This is a genomic window from Sporosarcina soli, assembly GCF_042655805.1.
GTDB lineage: Bacteria > Bacillota > Bacilli > Bacillales_A > Planococcaceae > Sporosarcina > Sporosarcina soli.
The window spans coordinates 452,525-469,707 of record NZ_JBHSNO010000008.1 but is presented as its reverse complement, the minus strand read 5'-3'; the positions used below and the strand labels follow the sequence as shown (position 1 = coordinate 469,707).

Annotated in this window: 14 protein-coding genes; 12 read left to right on the top strand and 2 right to left on the bottom strand. The window is 41.7% G+C overall.

Going from position 1 to position 17,183, the window contains the following annotated elements; all coding sequences use genetic code 11:
• Positions 1 to 348: 348 nt before the first annotated feature.
• The 5 genes from ACFPRA_RS17545 (at position 349) to ACFPRA_RS17525 (ending at position 7,128) form a co-directional block, all read left to right on the top strand.
• Positions 349 to 1,401 carry a TRAP transporter substrate-binding protein gene (locus tag ACFPRA_RS17545; protein ID WP_381437542.1) on the top strand — a complete coding sequence of 351 codons (1,053 nt, stop codon included), beginning with the start codon at positions 349 to 351 and terminating at the stop codon, positions 1,399 to 1,401.
• A gap of 19 nt (positions 1,402 to 1,420) precedes the next feature.
• The gene (locus ACFPRA_RS17540) at positions 1,421 to 1,924 is read left to right on the top strand and encodes a TRAP transporter small permease (protein WP_381437540.1); all 504 of its coding nucleotides are present in this window, start codon (positions 1,421 to 1,423) and stop codon (positions 1,922 to 1,924) included.
• On the top strand, positions 1,921 to 3,225 hold the full coding sequence (locus ACFPRA_RS17535) for a TRAP transporter large permease (RefSeq protein ID WP_381437538.1): 1,305 nt from the start codon (positions 1,921 to 1,923) through the stop codon (positions 3,223 to 3,225). The genes ACFPRA_RS17540 and ACFPRA_RS17535 overlap by 4 nt, the downstream gene beginning before the upstream one ends.
• 528 nt (positions 3,226 to 3,753) lie before the next feature.
• The gene (locus ACFPRA_RS17530) at positions 3,754 to 5,247 is read left to right on the top strand and encodes a 4-hydroxyphenylacetate 3-hydroxylase family protein (protein ID WP_381437611.1); all 1,494 of its coding nucleotides are present in this window, start codon (positions 3,754 to 3,756) and stop codon (positions 5,245 to 5,247) included.
• A gap of 48 nt (positions 5,248 to 5,295) precedes the next feature.
• Positions 5,296 to 7,128 (top strand): XylR N-terminal domain-containing protein, encoded by a 1,833-nt coding sequence (locus ACFPRA_RS17525; protein WP_381437535.1) that lies wholly within the window; start codon positions 5,296 to 5,298, stop codon positions 7,126 to 7,128.
• A gap of 110 nt (positions 7,129 to 7,238) precedes the next feature.
• Here the strand turns inward: ACFPRA_RS17525 and ACFPRA_RS17520 are convergent, their stop codons facing one another.
• The gene (locus ACFPRA_RS17520; protein ID WP_381437533.1) at positions 7,239 to 7,889 is read right to left on the bottom strand and encodes a GntR family transcriptional regulator; all 651 of its coding nucleotides are present in this window, start codon (positions 7,887 to 7,889) and stop codon (positions 7,239 to 7,241) included.
• A gap of 140 nt (positions 7,890 to 8,029) precedes the next feature.
• On the bottom strand, positions 8,030 to 8,950 hold the full coding sequence (locus ACFPRA_RS17515) for a LysR family transcriptional regulator (protein ID WP_381437531.1): 921 nt from the start codon (positions 8,948 to 8,950) through the stop codon (positions 8,030 to 8,032).
• Between the two features lie 150 nt (positions 8,951 to 9,100).
• Here ACFPRA_RS17515 and hpaI point away from each other — a divergent pair, with 150 nt between their 5' ends.
• From hpaI to ACFPRA_RS17480, 7 genes are all read left to right on the top strand, one after another.
• Positions 9,101 to 10,036: a 2,4-dihydroxyhept-2-ene-1,7-dioic acid aldolase gene (gene hpaI, locus ACFPRA_RS17510; protein WP_381437528.1), complete on the top strand. Its 936-nt coding sequence runs from the start codon at positions 9,101 to 9,103 to the stop codon at positions 10,034 to 10,036.
• Between the two features lie 84 nt (positions 10,037 to 10,120).
• Positions 10,121 to 11,635, top strand: coding sequence for a 5-carboxymethyl-2-hydroxymuconate semialdehyde dehydrogenase (hpaE, locus tag ACFPRA_RS17505; RefSeq protein ID WP_381437526.1), 1,515 nt, complete (start codon positions 10,121 to 10,123; stop codon positions 11,633 to 11,635).
• 30 nt (positions 11,636 to 11,665) lie between these two features.
• Positions 11,666 to 13,135 carry a 4-hydroxyphenylacetate 3-monooxygenase, oxygenase component gene (gene hpaB / locus ACFPRA_RS17500; protein WP_381437524.1) on the top strand — a complete coding sequence of 490 codons (1,470 nt, stop codon included), beginning with the start codon at positions 11,666 to 11,668 and terminating at the stop codon, positions 13,133 to 13,135.
• Positions 13,136 to 13,162: 27 nt separating this feature from the next.
• A complete protein-coding gene (gene hpaD, locus ACFPRA_RS17495; protein WP_381437521.1) occupies positions 13,163 to 14,146 on the top strand; it encodes a 3,4-dihydroxyphenylacetate 2,3-dioxygenase in 984 nt (327 codons plus the stop codon).
• 26 nt (positions 14,147 to 14,172) lie between these two features.
• A complete protein-coding gene (locus ACFPRA_RS17490; RefSeq protein WP_381437519.1) occupies positions 14,173 to 14,646 on the top strand; it encodes a flavin reductase family protein in 474 nt (157 codons plus the stop codon).
• Positions 14,647 to 14,669: 23 nt separating this feature from the next.
• Positions 14,670 to 15,566, top strand: a complete 897-nt coding sequence (locus ACFPRA_RS17485) for a cytidyltransferase (RefSeq protein WP_381437517.1) — start codon at positions 14,670 to 14,672, stop codon at positions 15,564 to 15,566.
• Between the two features lie 123 nt (positions 15,567 to 15,689).
• Positions 15,690 to 17,129 (top strand): aldehyde dehydrogenase family protein, encoded by a 1,440-nt coding sequence (locus ACFPRA_RS17480; RefSeq protein ID WP_381437515.1) that lies wholly within the window; start codon positions 15,690 to 15,692, stop codon positions 17,127 to 17,129.
• Positions 17,130 to 17,183: the final 54 nt, after the last annotated feature.

The following is a 17,183-nucleotide window of genomic DNA, read 5'->3' as shown; positions in this document are numbered from 1 at the left end:
AGAAAATGCAATTCAAAACCTGGAAGTAATCACGCAGAGGCGTGATTGATATAAGAGAAAATTGGGTCTGAAATCATCCATTTCAGATCCAGTTTTTGTTGTGTAAATGATTAATTAATATAAGTAGTAAAAGAAAATACTACAATTTAATAATAAAATTATAGGAATATTCAAGTTATGGCGTTGACACTATATATTTAATCATATATGATATTTCACAAGTAAACCCTTACAATTCAGTAGACCTACATATCCAAGTTGTAAACGTTGTCAAACTATTTTGTAGGACATAATCACTATGGTTACTGTGAATTGATGAGGTTTACAAAAATAAGGGGAGTGAGACATTTGAAGGAACGTTCATTTAAAAAGAGAAATCTTGCCTTACCGCTTTTGTTGCTTCTTAGCATAATATTGGCAGCATGTGGGGGAGCGGGAGAGGCTACAACTAAATCAGGAGACGAAATAGCGCTCGACTTTTCGCATTTCTTCCCGCCAAGTCATGAAGTAGAAACAATCATTGTAAAAGAATTTATTGAAGATGTAGAAGAGGCGACGGATGGTAAAGTGAAAATTACTTCCTACCCGGGATCATCATTAGCGGCGCCGGACGGACAATTTGATGCCGCGGCTACAGGTGCTGTTGATATTGGGATGAGTGTCAATAGTTATAACCCGAATCAGTTTCCCCTTACTTCAGTTATGGAACTTCCATTCATAAGTAAAAAAGGGGAAGATGGCTCGAAAGTTTTATGGAAATTATATGAGGAGTTCCCTGAATTTGAAGCCGAATATTCCGGTACAGTTCCGCTATGGCTATTTACATCGGATCCGGGGCAAATCTTTACTGTTGGAAAGCCGGTCAAAAGTGTGGAAGATCTAAAAGGTATGCGAATTCGATCCCCATCTGCAGAGACGAATGAGTGGTTGACTGCTCTTGGTGCGACGCCAGTTTCCATGTCGATGAATGAGACGTATGAAGCACTTGAGAAAGGTGTAGTTGATGGGACGATTGCTCCTATGGAAGCCATTGAAGGTTATAGTTTAGTGGATGTCGTCGACTACGCAACAATCGGAAACTTTTACATGACGACGTTTTACATTACGATGAACGAAAACAGTTGGGATTCTCTTGGGGAAGAAAATCAGGCTGCCATTCAGGAACTCATCGGAGAAAAGATAGCGATGAAGTCTGGAGCCAATTTCGATGATCTCGGGCAGCGTGGGCTTGACAAGTTGAACGAAAAAGGTGTTGAAATCTACGAATTGAGCGATGCTGAATTAGCTGAATGGAATGTCTTTATTAATCCGACAGTAGATAAGTGGATTAAGAAGGTAGAGGACAGAGGATTGCCAGGACAAGCCATCTATGACCGTGCAGTAGAATTAGGAGCACAGTAAGACGGGAGTGAGAAAGCTTATGGTGCAAACATTAAAAATGCTTGATAACTTATTAAATAAGTTGTCAAGCATTCAACTATTGATTTCAAATGGTTTTTTAATTTTTATGATGTTAATCATCAGTTTTGATGTCATTGGACGAAATTTTTTCAATAAACCGTTAACTGGGACTTTTGAAATGACGGAGTTAAGTTCCGCCTTACTCGTATTCTTTGCTTTAGCAATGACGCATCGACATAAAGAACATATTAGTATTGACTTTGCCGTCTCAAAACTATCCGTTAAAGCAAAGCATATCTTGGACGGCATCATTGAACTTGTCATTTTTGCTACAGTAGTCATTATGGCCAATCAAGTGTTGGCGAATGCTATGCGAATCATGGAAAGAAAAACGACAACTAGTGATTTAGGTTGGCCGATCTATCCGTTTTACTATATCGCTACTTTGGGATTAGCTGTCTTTGCACTCGTGGCGCTAGCTAGTGCCATTAAATATTTTGCATTGGCGGTGAAGAAATCATGAGTGCAGAAATGATCGGATTCCTTGGAATTGTCGCTTTGCTCGTATTGTTTGCGTTAAAGGTACCGGTGAGTGTGTCACTGGTGATTGTGGGGACTGTCGGTATTGGATTCATCCGAAACTGGGAAACAGCACTCGTTCAATTAGGAAGTACTCCGTTCAGCACGGCTAGTTCCTATTCGTTAAGTGTTATTCCGCTCTTTATTTTAATGGGAATGTTTTTATCGTATAGCGGATTTGGAAATGATTTATATAACGCAGTTGATTCGTGGATTGGCCATATAAGAGGCGGCCTGGGTATTACGACGATTGGGACAAGTGCGCTTTTTGCATCGATTTCTGGTTCGGTGAATGCGACGACCGCCACAATGGCGAGAATTGCGTTACCGGAAATGAAAAAGTATAAGTATGATGAGGGCTTATCGACTTCGGCCGTCGCTGCGGGTGGGACATTAGGTATTTTGATTCCACCAAGTGTTATATTGGTACTTTACGGAGTTCTGACGATGGAGCCGATCGGTAAATTATTGATTGCAGGAATTATTCCTGGGATACTTCAAATGGCACTCTTTATGGCGGTCATTTACTTTATCGTCTTGAGAAAACCTGAGCTTGCACCCGTTACGCCTAAAAAGCCGTTTATCGTAAAAGTGAAATCGTTGAATAGTGTATGGCCATTTGCTTTATTATTTTTACTGAGTATCGGTGGAATCTATTTAGGTTTCTTTACACCTACTGAAGCGGGTGGAATTGGTGCATTCGGCGCTTTCTTATTGGCGATCGCTACAAGAAGACTAAGTTGGGCTGACTTTAAAACATCGCTAAATGAGACGACAAGATTAACTGCGATGATGTTTTTCATTTTAATTGGTGCAGATATTTTTAGTAAGTTTCTAGCGTTAAGTCGTATTCCAGTTGCCATTACACAATATGTGAGTGAACTGGATGTCTCTCCGATGTTGATTATGTTTTTTATCTTAGTCGTTTACTTTATTTTAGGGATGTTTCTAGAAGGACTTGCTATTTTCGTATTGACGTTACCTGTTGTTTATCCATTAATCATTGAATTAGGATTCAATGGCGTATGGTTCGGGATTGTGATGGTGTTAGTGATGAATATCGGCTTAGTGACACCGCCGCTAGGACTGAGTGTCTACATAATTAGTGGAGTTGCAAAAGATATTCCGATTGAAAAAATCTTCCGTGGGATCATTCCGATGTTGCTAGCAATGATTCTATGTTTAGTACTGATTGTGCTATTCCCACAAATCGTAACGATTTTACCTGATTTTATGAAGGGGTAGCGTCTAGATCAATTACGCCTTGGTGTAATTGTGTCCAGATTTTGAATCGAGCTTGAGGCCTACAGGGTGTGGGTCATGCAGTCGTTGCGAATCGAACAGCAAAGGGTTCGATTTGCCTTAATTTCTGCGTTTTTTGCAGAAATTAAGGCACTTTATTTAGGACGTCGCGTACTTAGACTGCCTTCCCTTTAATTCCTTTCAAAATCTGTGACATCCGCCGGAGGCTTATCTTTATTCAGCGGGTGTTTGAATCTCCGCTGAATAGTAGACAAAACTGCATTTATCTTGCCACCTATAAAGGTAAGAATCTTCCGCTGAATAAAGATGAACAGCCTTCTATAGGCTGTTTATTTTTTTGAAGCAGTTCAACAAAATTTGTCTGTTTATTAAAAAACATAGACATGTTTTGTTGTATACAGTCTCCGCCGAATTGATTATGATAGATTTAATGAATCGGAAAATAAAGAAAAGTCGAAAAGGGGATGGCTAACCATGACAACGAAAACAAGTACGACAAAGATTGGTAGAATGATGGATGGGAAAGATTATATCGAAAGTTTAAGAGATGGACGGACGGTCTTTTTAAATGGGGAAAAGATTGACGATGTGACGACGCATCCGGCTTATCAAAATTCGATCCGTTCCATGGCGCGTCTCTATGATGCATTGCATGATCCAAAGTCGGCTCCAACGTTAACAACGAAAACGAAAGCAGGAATTACGACACAAAAGTTTTTTAAAGCATCGGAAAGTGCACAAGAATTGCTGGAAGCACGGGATGCGATTGCAGAATGGTCGAAGCTGAGCTATGGATTCATGGGGCGAACGCCAGATTATAAAGCGGCATTCACTGCACACCTTGGGCCATATGCCGACTTTTACAAAGGATTCGAAGATAACGCGCGGAGATGGTATGAAAAAACAACGCGTGAAGTGCCATTTTGTAACCATACGATTATTAATCCGCAAATGGATCGATCCAAACCGCTTCACGAAAACAAAGATGTCTTTGTCCGTGTTGTGAAAGAGCGGGATGATGGAATCATTGTAAGCGGTGCCAAGATGGTTGGAACTTCCGCGGCGATTACAAACTATAACTTTGTTGCCAACTACTCGCCGGTTGATCTCGTAGAAGACGATCTGGATCATGCACTTATTTTCTTCGTAGAAATGAATGCGCCAGGATTGAAAATCATCAGTCGGCAGTCCTATGAGCTAACAGCTGCGACATCGGGTTCGCCATTTGACTATCCGCTATCCAGCCGATTTGATGAAAACGATGCGGTCATCGTTCTCGATAATGTATTTGTCCCATGGGAAAATGTATTTGCCTACCGAAATGTTGACATTGCCAATGGCTTCCGCGCTAAAACGGGCTGGATGAACCGCTATACGTTACACGGCTGCACACGTTTTGCAGTGAAACTCGATTTCATGGCAGGCTTGTTGATGAAAGCGACTGAAATGTCAGGTACAAAAGGGTTCAGGGGAGTTCAAGCGAGTATCGGACAAGTGATCGCCTGGAGAAATACATTTTGGGGACTATCTACTGCGATGGCTGCCGAACCTGAAAAAGGTGAAAATGGTGTAGTTCTTCCGAATCTTCAATATGCAACTGCTTACAGAGTGCTCGCACCGACAGTTTGGCCGCAACTGAAGGAAATTTTTGAAACCGTAGTAGCGGGTGGATTAATCCAAGTGCCATCAAGTGCAAAAGACTTTGCAAATCCAGAACTGAGACCGTACTTAGACCAATATTACAAAGGTTCAGGTGCAGATGCGGTTGAGCGTGTGAAATTGATGAAAATGATTTGGGATTCCATCGGGACCGAGTTTGGCGGTAGAAATGAATTATATGAAATTAACTACGCGGGCAACCAAGATAATATCCGCCTTGAAACGCTTCGGATGGCTGATGTATCGGGACAATCGGCTAAATATAAATCGTTCGTTGACGAAGCAATGAGTGATTATGACCTAGATGGATGGACGAATGATACATGGATCAATGCCCATAAATAATAAGGTTGGGAGGCATTCGAAACGTCAATGAATGTAGGAGAACTGTTAGTGAAAGAACAAGATGGAGTCATTACATTAGATGGTGAGCGCATTGTGCTCACCTCTTCTGCTATTTTCGGGACGCTTCGCAAAGATTTGACGGAAAATCTTGGAACGAAACGGATGAAAGGATTTCTGATGAGATATGGTTGGAATTTAGGTGCAGCGGATGCTAAAAAAGCGCTTGAAAAACCGTATGCTTCAATTGAAGAAGCATTGAGGCAAGGCGTTCAGTTTCATATGCTCAAAGGTTATACGAACGCCAAGACGATCAGTTTCGAAATGGAACAAGCACCAGGTGGGATTGTTGAATCGATTCACGTGACAGGGATGTGGCAAAACTCGTATGAAGCAGAGGAATATCTTCGCATGTTCGGTGAAACGGATGAACCAATCTGTTATACCTTGACAGGCTATGCAAGTGGGTTTTATTCGACTATCTGTAAGCGAGAAATCATCTTTAAAGAAATCACTTGCCGGGCTGCCGGAGATCCGGAATGTCGTTATGTCGGGAGGCCGGTTGAAGAATGGGCAGGCGAGGTAGAAGAAGAGCGGCGACAGTATGAAAACAATGCCATTATAAAAGAACTCGAAGAAACATACGAGCAGTTGCTGGAAGAAAGAAATAATTTATCAAAAGCCGCGCTTATTCATAAAAGATTGTCCGAGGAAGTGATGAATGGAAACGATCTGACCTCAATTGCAAGAGTAATCTATGAAATAACAGAAATACCTATTGTAATTGAAGATGTAAATTATAGAATGCTAGCATCTGCTGGCGTATCCTTTGATGAATATGAACAAATACAAATAGATTTCCAGCAAACAATGAAAGGACAACAACCTTTGCGCCTTGGACAAACGATTGAATTGCGTGCAGTACAACATCGAAGAGTGGTCACGCCCATTGTTTTACAAAATAAGTTATTCGGCTATTGTTCCTTTTTATATACTTTGGATGAGGTGAACATAGGGGAAAGCGATCGAATGATTTTGGAGAGGGCGGCAATGGTTTGCTCAATGTCTATATTGAATGAAAAGACGAGTTTTGAAACGGAAGAACGGATAAAAGGGAACTTTTTAGAGCAGATACTAAGCAGACAACTCGGAGCAAAAGAGGAAATCTATAAACGGGGTGGCTATTTTCAACTTGATTTGGGCCAGCCATTTTATATCATCGTGCTGAAACATGCACATACGGAAAATGATTTCTATTTGCATGAGAAAATAATAGAGGAAATCGTTCATTATTTTAAAAATAGCAAACCGGGGATACTTATTGGACAGAAAGGTGGAACTGCAGTCATCCTTGCCCAAAAGTCGAGATTATTGGAAGCTGGCGGAATTCAGGAACTTGGTGAGAAGTTAAGAGATCATCTAAAAAATACCTATCCAAAATTTCCGGTGAGAATAGGGATCAGTACCGAAAGTGATGATATTGAACGAGCTTCTCAATGTTATGATGAAGCGTTAACAGCATTGAAAATTGGGAGACGTGATGCATCAATCGTGGCATTTGATGATCTCGGAATTACTAGTATTTTAGTTCATGAACAAAATAAAGAAGCTGTTGAACAAAAAGCCCGCCATCTCTTACATCCCCTTTTCCAAAACGACCAACATAAAGAAACAGAACTATTGCAAACGATGTATATTTTCTTATTGAATGGTGGCAACTTGGAAAAAACGATGCAAGATCTATCGATTTCCATGAGTGGACTTCGGTACAGAATTGAAAAAATCGAATCGCTTCTAGGGAAAAAGTTACGAGATCCGGAAACGAGCTACGAGTTCATATTCATTTTGAAAGCACTGCTAGCTACTAAGAAATTAACGTTCTAAGAACAGGTGACACTTTGCGTGTTTCCTAACAAGAAAAAACATCCTTCTATCAGACTAGCGTCATTGATGGAAGGATGTTTTTCTTTTGAGTATTTCATGAAGATGGAAACTTAATGTTGAGATTTAAACGCTTCGAGTGTATTTAACTTATGGGTCCGGGCAATTTCTTCAATTTTTAAACTGTCTGCTTTCTCCTCAAGTAATTGAATAATGGAATCATGTTCTTCAATGGACTTCGGTGTTCGTTTTGAAAAAAAGGTGAAACTTGTTCTCCGGACAATATCCAATCGTTCCCAAACTTGCTGAATGTTAGCGACCAATAGTTTATTGGGACAGAAAGCATAAATAGCGAAGTGGAACTTCCGATTTAAATCACCTAGTTTCTCCAGTTCATAGTTTTCTAGCATTTCTTTCATGGTTTGATTAATGGTTTTCAATTCTTCAATTGCCGCAGGGGTGATATGTAAAGCACTTAACGATGTTGCATAACCTTCTAATAAAGCTAGCAATTGAAGGGATTCCATATAGAGATTTCGGTCAATTCCCCTAACGATGGCCCCAAAATTGGGTTTGTATTCGATGAATTGATCGGACTCTAATTGATGGATCGCTTCGCGAACAGGAATATGGCTGGAGCCCACTTCTTTCGCGATTTGATCGATCACAATCCTTTGGCCAGGGACATAAGTTCCGTCCACAATTCTTGTACGGATGACTTCATAAGCATATTGACGTTTATTTATTTTTTTATCGTTTATCATACCTTAATTATATATGATTTTATATATAATTACAATTTGAAAAGTAAGAAAAGTTATTCGGAAGCATGACTTGAGTTACTACTGAACAAAAGCGATCAGAGCAACTATTTCCCTATAGTTTCGATCTTCAATGAATCGCATTAATTCATCACGTTTATTTCGTCACCAATGGACGTGATAGGCTGCTGTCCATGGGAATGAAAGGTTTCCAATAGGTGTCTTGCACTTTTTGAAAGATACGCGTCTTTCAGCCAAATGACGGCGGACTCCGATTCAATCGGATGATGTTCAATATCTATCGCTTTTACTCCCTCTATAGGATAGGAAATTAAGGAGGACTTTGGCAAGATGCCAGAGGCCACACCCGAATAGACAAGCGATAACAGCATGGTTGGATCTGGGCATTGAAAAATAATATTTGGTTCCAATCCTCTTAATTTAAACGCATTGACGATCATCTCGTATAAGCCTTCTCCACTCTCACGGTACAATACCATAAGTGGTAGTTCAGAAATCTCTTCAAGTGAAATGGACTTACGCTCTATTCCGTCCTCTTGTGTGACAAAGACAAATTGATCAGCCGGTAGAGGAATCGAGTAGAAATCATCGAGGTTCAAAGGAAGCTGGATGATAGCAAGCTCGATTTCCCGTTCCCTCAGCCTGTTTGCTAAACGATAGGAATCCCCTGAAAAAAGCCGAAACTGGACATTGGGGTATTGCTCATGAAAAGGGCGGAGCCGTCTGGACAAATGGAAAAAATTCGTTTCGACAGACCCGATGGACAAGGTTCCGCTCAAGCCCATGCCGATCTCCTGAATCTCCTTGCTCGTATCATCGACATCTTGCAAGAGCTTTTGAGCGCGTTGATAGAGTACTTTCCCAGCTTCTGTCAATTCAATGTTTCGGCCTGTACGTTCAAAAAGGACTGTTCCGAGTGATTCTTCTAGTAATTTCAGTTGCTGGCTGAGTGGAGGTTGAGCCATATGCAGCTTTTTTGCTGCTCTTGTAATTTGCCCTTCTTCAGCGATTGCGATGAAATAACTTAGTTGTCTTAAATTCAAGCCAATCCCTCCTAGAATGATGCATATGATTTTCATATGGGAAACGAACTTTTTAAGTATTTTTAATATTACAACCCCAATGATACTATAAAACTGTAAGCGATACCAATTCAGAATAAACTAACTCTTCGGAAGGGATGATTGTTAAATATGTCTAAACTAGCAAAAATACAAGAAGCAAGAGAAAAACTGAGAGGGTCCATTGCCCCTGTCATTACACCTTTTAAAGAAGATGAAAGTCTTGACTTAGAGACATTCAAAAGTTTAATAAATTGGCAAATCGAAAGTGGTAGCCACGGAATTTCGGTAACAGGTACTTCCGGAGAGCCAAGTTCGTTAACTGTGGATGAGCGTGAGACGGTCATGGAAACGGCGATCAAAGCGATCGATGGCCGCGTGCCATTTGCACCAGGTACAGGTTCCGTAAATCATGCAGAAACACTTCGTCTCACAAAAGCGGCACAAGAGATGGGCGCAGATGCAGCGATGGTCATCGTTCCGTATTATAACAGACCGAACCAAAGTGGTCTTTACAAGCATTTTAAAACTGTTGCAGATTCCGTAGACATTCCAATTATCATTTACAACATTCCAGGGCGAACAGGTGTCAATATGGAAGTCGGTACAATGAAACGACTTGTGGAAGATTGCTCGAATATTATTGGGGTGAAAGAAGCGAACAAAGATTTTGAACATGTGAATCGTGTGATGTTGGAATGTGGAAGAGACTTCCAACTATACTCAGGAATCGAGCTTCTTTGCTACCCGATGCTGACAATCGGCGGCGCAGGTTCCATCAGTGCAACGTCCAACGTAGCACCAGCAGAAGTGGCTGAAATGCACACTGCATGGATGGAAGGCGATACGGAAAGAGCACTTGACCTTCATTATAAATTGATGAATTTGAATGACATTCTCTTTAAGGATACGAACCCAGCTCCGGCTAAGGCGGCACTTGGCATGATGGGCAAAATTGCTCCGGTATTGCGTAAGCCTATGGATCTACCATCCCAAGCTTTACAAGATGAAATTTGCGAAGTGTTAAAACAGTACAATATTCTACCAGAAGGTGTCGCGGCTAAGTAATTGTAGGAAATAAGTTCATGTATATTACTAGTTCCCTTTTATATTAAAAGGGAACTAGCAAATCAAAAAAGGAGCGTGATAGCCATGCAAACGACAATTACACATGAAACGAAGCAATTGAAAGTAGACGATATCAAGCTTTACATAAATGGGAAATTTACAGGTGGGCAAGGGAAAACAACGTATTCCAACCGCAGCCCTTTTACCAATGAAACCATCAATAACATCGCTGAAGGTCGAAAAGAAGATATTGAAGAAGCGGTAAAGGCTGCCAAAGATGCTTTTGAGCAGGGGCCGTGGGGCAGTATGAAAGTGAAAGAGCGCCTCGTTTATATCAATCGGATTGCTGATCTGATTGACGAAGAAGCTGAGGAGATTGCTTTGCTGGAATCGATTGATACAGGACTTCCAATCAGTCAAACTAAAAATCAGGCAGCGCGTGCGGCTGAAAACTTCCGTTTTTACGCACGTATGGTGGAAACAAAACTACACGGTGAATCTTATCCGGTTGATGAAGATTTTATTAACTACACAGTGTATAAACCGCTTGGCGTAGTTGGTTTAATCACACCTTGGAACGCACCGTTTATGCTTGAAACTTGGAAAGTGGCTCCAGCACTTGCAACAGGAAATACCGTTGTCTTAAAACCGGCGGAGCTATCTCCTCTAACAGCCAACAAGCTGGCAGAAATCATTCATAAAGCCGACCTTCCAGCAGGTGTCTTCAATGTCGTTCATGGATTTGGCGAAACGGCGGGAGATGCACTCGTTAAGCATCCCGACGTGAAAGCGATTTCGTTTACAGGCGAAACGACGACGGGTTCAACGATTATTAAAAACTCAGCGGATACGTTGAAAAAGACATCTATGGAACTTGGCGGGAAATCACCCCTTATTATTTTCGACGATGCTGATTTCGATCGTGCGCTTGATGCGGCGGTTTGGGGAATTTTCTCCTTTAATGGTGAACGTTGCACAGCCAACTCACGCGTTTTCGTACACAAGAATATTAAAGATAAATTTGTTGAAAAGCTAAAAGAACGTGTACTGAATATTAAAATCGGCGACCCGTTGGATCCATCTACAGAGCTTGGTCCATTAATCGAAACAGAGCATTTCAATAAAGTGAAACACTACATTGAAGTGGCTAAACAAGAAGGATGCGAAGTCTTCCAAGCGGTTGTACCTGAAGAATTGAAAGCGGGTAACTATGTACCACCTACGCTATTGTTGAACGCTACGAATGATATGCGAGTGTGTCAGGAAGAAATTTTTGGACCTGTCATGGCAGTCATTGAGTTTGAAACGGAAGAAGAAGCGATTCAAGCGGCAAATAATGTCCGTTATGGGCTTGCTGGTTATGTATGGACAAATGACATGAAAAAAGGGCATCGTGTAGCACATGCGGTAGAAGCCGGAATGCTCTGGATTAACTCACAAAACGTTCGTGATCTTCGTATTCCATTTGGCGGAACGAAAGACAGTGGAATTGGAAGAGAAGGCGGTCACTACGCAATCTTTGAATTTTATACAGAACCGAAAGTCATTCATGTGGCTTTAGGGGATCATCACATTCCTCAATTTGGAAAAAAGAAGTAATGAAAGAAAAATTTGAAAGGAGCGAGTGAAGTGGGAGCAAAAACAGGTAAGCAGTATATTGAACGAGTAGATGCAGCACAAGCAAATGTATGGATCAATGGGGAGCAGGTGAAGGGAAAAGTCTCTGAACACCCGGCATTTAAAGGCGTTATGAAAACGCAGGCAGAGCTGTATGATTTGCAGCATGATCCAGACAAAATTGATTATATGACATACGTTTCACCGACGACAGGAAATCGGGTAGGCACATCTTTCATCCAGCCTAAAACAAAAGAAGATTTGGTAATGCGCCGCAAAATGATGCAGGAATGGGCGAAACATAACAACGGGATGATGGGTCGTTCACCAGACTACATTAACGTCGGCATGATGGCTTATGGGGCGGCCGCGGAAATGTTCGGCACGCAGGATTCCATCTATGAAAGAAACATGGCGGATTACTTAGAGTACTGCCGTGAAAACGACTTATCGCTGACACATACGTTAATCCAACCACAAGTCAATCGAAGTGTCACGCTCGACAAACTGCCAGATCCTTATATCGCAGCACGAATTAAAGAAAAAACGTCTGAAGGTGTCGTCATCAAAGGCGCACGGCTACTAGCAACGCAAGGTGGAATTACTGATGAAATTATGGTTTTCCCATCTACGTTATTGAAACAGTCGGAAGAAGAAAATCCGTATGCATATGCGTTTTCCATTCCAAATAATACACCGGGCTTGAAATTCATCTGCCGTGAATCATTTGACTATGGCAAATCGAATTTTGATCATCCACTCGGATCACGTTTTGAAGAAATGGATACGATCGTTGTGTTCGATGATGTCGTTGTTCCTTGGGATCGTGTGTTCAACCTAGGTGATGTAAATGTTTGTAACCAAGCGTATAACGAAAGTAATGCGGTTGTGCATATGACGCACCAAGTTGTATCCAAAAACATCAAGAAAACGGAATTTATTCTAGGGATTCTTCAGTTGATGGCTGAGACGATCAATATCGGTCAGTATCAGCATATCCAAGAGAAAATTTCTGAAGTGATCATCGCACTGGAAACGATGAAAGCGTATGTCGTTGCATCCGAAGCGAACGCAAAATTGGATAAATGGGGCACGATGACTCCGGACTTCGGGCCGTTAAACGTTGCACGTCATTACTTCCCGAAAATCTACCCACGTTTCACAGAAATCATGCAACTTATGGGCGCAAGCGGTTTGATGGCGATTCCATCTGAAACCGACTTTAACTCTGAAATCAGACCAGATCTTGATAAATACTTGCAGTCCGCTACAGGTAATGCATATGACCGTGTAAAATTGTACCGTTTGGCATGGGATGTTTGTATCAGCACATTCGGTTCCCGTCAAACACTTTACGAGCGTTTCTTCTTCGGTGATCCGATTAGAATGGCGAGCGCGCTTTATAATGGCTACGACAAACAAGAATACGTTGATCGCGTAAAAGAGTTCCTTGAGCGTTCAGATGAACTAGCGAAAAACTAAAAAACAACTCACAAGGGGGAAGCAATTATGAACTTCAATATTACCCGTATCGGCAGAACAATTCTTAATGTAAAAGATTTAGAAGTATCAAAGGCATTTTACCTAGATGCTCTTGGCTTCATCGAAACAGAAAGCAATGATAAGTATGTCTATTTAAGAGGGCTTGAGGAGCATAAGCACCATAGCCTTGTACTTAAAAAATCAGATAAGCCAGGCGTTCATGCTCTTGGTTATAAAGTGGAAAAAGATGCTGATTTGGATGAGTTGGAAAAACTATTCAAGTCAAAAGGTTTGAAGACAAAATGGCTTGAGAAAGGAACACAACACGCGCTTGGACGTGCGCTACATGTACATGATATTTCCAACTTGCCACTTGAATTTTATGCGGAAATGGATGATGCTGAGCGCATGCTTCAACGATACGACTTATATAAAGGTGCCAAAGTATTGCGCATTGACCATGTGAACTGTGCTGTTCCAGATGTTCAAAAAGCTTATGACTTCTTTACAGAAGAACTTGGATTTGCTTGTTCAGAATACACGACGACAGAAGATGAGCGCGTTTGGGCTGCATGGCTTCACCGCAAACAGACGGTCCATGATCAGGCATTTATGAACGGTAATGGACCAAGTCTTCACCATGTTGCTTTTTCATTGCCGGATCCATTGGCGTTAATCCACTGCTGTGATGTGATGGCTTCTCTTGGTTACTCAACTAATATTGAGCGTGGACCGGGACGACATGGCTTATCGAATGCATTCTTCCTTTACTTGAGAGATCCGGATGGGTACCGTATTGAACTTTACAGCGGTGATTACTTAACAGCTGATCGGGATGCTAAGCCAATCAAATGGGACTTGAATAATCCGCAACGTCAGACGCTATGGGGAGCGAAAGCACCGGATAGCTGGTTCAATGAAACATCGACATTCTTGGATATTGAAACAGGTGAACCCGTTGCGCGCATCGAGCCAAATCTTGAGCAACGAAAGCCAGAATTTGTTCTTTAAGTATTAGATGAATGGAGGAGCTTCACATGGATGATCGCACATTTCGCAATGCCATGGGGAAATTCGCGACAGGCGTGACCGTCATTACGACGGATCACGGCGGCGAGTCGCATGGCATGACAGCTAATGCTTTTATGTCGGTATCGTTAAATCCGAGATTGGTCGTTGTCTCGATTGGCGAGAAGGCACGTATGCTCGAAAAAATCCGGGAATCTGGAAAGTTTGCCGTCAACATCTTGTCAGAACAACAACAAGAAGTATCCATGCTCTTTGCAGGCCAGCTGAAAGAAAAGCGGGAAGCGGATTTAGACACGGTTCAAGGTGTTCCTGTCGTAAAAGACGCACTTGCAAATGTTGTTTGCAAAGTGTATGGCACGCAAATTGTAGGGGATCACACATTGTTTATCGGGGAAGTAGAAGACATCGTTCTACGCGATGGAAAGCCCCTTACATTCTATGAAGGAAAATATGGGAAGCTTGCCGAAACGCAATTGATCTAATCTCGGGAAGAGAGGTGCAGTAAATGGAAATCATTCACATTAAACAGGGAGTTTCGTCAGAAGTGGTAGCCGAAATGAAATCATGTGTACTTGCATTGGGATTCTTTGATGGCGTACATCTTGGACACCAAGGAATTTTACAACAAGCAAAAGAGATAGCTGAAAAAGAGCAATGTACATTCGGAGTGATGACATTTTATCCTCATCCGAAAGACATTTTGTTTCCTGATCAAGGACCGATGACGTACTTGACGCCGCTACCATTAAAGGCGGAACGATTTGAAAGCCTAGGTGTTGAGAAACTGTTTATTGTCGAATTCACCCAAGATTTTGCTCGCCTCTCGCCAGAAAATTTTGTTGAAAGCTACATAAGTAAACTTAAATGTGTTCATGTTGTAGCTGGATTTGACTACCATTACGGCTCTAAAGGAGCAGGGTCTATGGAGACGTTGTACGAGCACGGTGGTGGGAGATTCGCAGTCACAAAAGTACAAAAAATAGATTTTGAATGTGAAAAAATCAGTTCAACCGCCATTCGACAGTTACTTGCAGAAGGTAGTGTAGATGAAGTGCCTGCCTATCTTGGCGATTTTTATAAAGTGAAGGGCGAAGTAAAGCAAAACGCCTTTTTCTATAACAACGATCAATTTGTAAAAGTAAATGTTGATCCATTATATCGATTGCCTAAGTTAGGCACATACCGGGTAGAAGTGGAAATTGACGGTCAAGTATATGCTGGAACATGTCACCAAATGACATGGAGTGATCAAGGTTCAACCTTGTTAATTAGGATACATCATTGCTCACCGAACACTTTACAAAAAAGTATAGAAATCCATTGGATTGACTTTTTGTACGGTAAGCAAAACGAAGCATATGGACTCTATGAATATGCCTATCCAGAAGAAAGAGCCATATAAACTTCAACATGATTCGGCTGCAAAATTCCCGCCACTTTTATGAGTGGCGGGATGAATGCTAGTATGCCCTATGATTTAACTTGATGCAGCGTCCAAATTTGGGGAATGGAAAGGGATGGACAAATGACTACACAAACTGAAGTGAAAAAACATTTATTTATTAATAATGAATGGAAGGAAGCTGTAGGTTACAAAGCTTTAACTTCCCCTTATTCAAACGAAACAATTGCCCATGTTCCGGTTGCCAATGAAGCTGAAGTGGATGAAGCGATCGAAGCTGCTTATCGTGCTACTAAGATAATGGCTTCCATGCCAGCTCACGAGCGCGCTTCCATTCTTGAACGATTGGTCGCTCTGCTGGAAGAACGTTCAGAAGAGGCGGCAGAAATTATTGCTAAGGAAGCTGCCAAGCCTATTACAACTGCAAGAGATGAAGTGAAACGCACGATCCAAACATACAAATTTGCAGCGGAAGAAGCAAAACGTATTTACGGAGAAACATTGCCTCTTGATGCTGCGCCAAGCGGAGAAAATCGGATTGCCTATACTGTACATGAACCGATTGGCGTAATAGGTGCGATTACGCCTTTTAACTTTCCAATGAATTTGGTGGCACATAAAGTGGGACCGGCAATCGCTACTGGAAACACAGTTGTGTTAAAACCCGCAAGTCAAACACCGTTATCCTCCTATTTCTTAGCAGAGTTATTAAAAGAAGCCGGATTGCCTGCAGGGGCACTCAATGTAGTGTCGGGAAGTGGCCAGCTAATCGGTGACAAACTTGTAACGGATGATCGAATCGCTGCGATTACATTTACAGGAAGTCCTGCTGTTGGGATTGGCATCCGCAACAAAGCCGGTTTGAAACGTGTCACTTTAGAGCTTGGATCGAATGCGGCCGTAATTATTGACGAAGACGTTGATCTTGATAAAGTCGTTGCTCGCTGTGTAACAGGCGCTTATTCCAATCAGGGACAAGTTTGTATTTCATTGCAACGAGTCTATATTCATGAGCGTGTCTATGATGCATTTGTTGAGAAATTTGTGGAAGCTACGCGCAAAGTTCAAATGGGCGACCCATTAGATCCTCAAACTGTCGTGTCCGCACTTATTTCCAAAGGGGATGTTGAACGTTCATTGAACTGGATTGAGGAAGCGAAACAGAGTGGAGCTGAAGTAGTAGTTGGAGGCACATCTACAGGGAATATTTTACACCCTACAGTCATTTTGAGTGCCAATTCGTCGATGAAAGTATCATGTCAGGAAGTATTTGCTCCGATCGTCATTTTGAACAAATGTCAATCGGTTGAAGAAGCGATCGAACAAGTGAATGATTCGAAGTTTGGCCTTCAAGCGGGCGTTTATACAAATAATGTGCATACAGCGTTGGATGCTGCTGAAAAGCTCCATGTCGGAGGCGTGATGATTAACGATATTCCTACTTTCCGTGTGGACCATATGCCTTATGGTGGTGTAAAAGAAAGTGGTACAGGCAGGGAAGGGATCAAGTATGCAATGGAAGATATGATGGAATTGAAACTTGTTGTGTTTAATCGAAATTGAGTAATGGATAGTAGGATGTAATCCTGGGGAAATGATAACTTCTTAAGATAAGGA

Coding starts and splice junctions, on each gene's coding strand:
- ACFPRA_RS17540 (WP_381437540.1), top strand. CDS start 1,421: ATGGTGCAAACATTAAAAATGCTTGATAACTTATTAAATAAGTTGTCA.
- ACFPRA_RS17535 (WP_381437538.1), top strand. CDS start 1,921: ATGAGTGCAGAAATGATCGGATTCCTTGGAATTGTCGCTTTGCTCGTA.
- ACFPRA_RS17530 (WP_381437611.1), top strand. CDS start 3,754: ATGATGGATGGGAAAGATTATATCGAAAGTTTAAGAGATGGACGGACG.
- ACFPRA_RS17520 (WP_381437533.1), bottom strand. CDS start 7,889: ATGATAAACGATAAAAAAATAAATAAACGTCAATATGCTTATGAAGTC.
- hpaI (WP_381437528.1), top strand. CDS start 9,101: ATGTCTAAACTAGCAAAAATACAAGAAGCAAGAGAAAAACTGAGAGGG.
- hpaE (WP_381437526.1), top strand. CDS start 10,121: ATGCAAACGACAATTACACATGAAACGAAGCAATTGAAAGTAGACGAT.
- hpaD (WP_381437521.1), top strand. CDS start 13,163: ATGAACTTCAATATTACCCGTATCGGCAGAACAATTCTTAATGTAAAA.
- ACFPRA_RS17490 (WP_381437519.1), top strand. CDS start 14,173: ATGGATGATCGCACATTTCGCAATGCCATGGGGAAATTCGCGACAGGC.
- ACFPRA_RS17485 (WP_381437517.1), top strand. CDS start 14,670: ATGGAAATCATTCACATTAAACAGGGAGTTTCGTCAGAAGTGGTAGCC.
- ACFPRA_RS17480 (WP_381437515.1), top strand. CDS start 15,690: ATGACTACACAAACTGAAGTGAAAAAACATTTATTTATTAATAATGAA.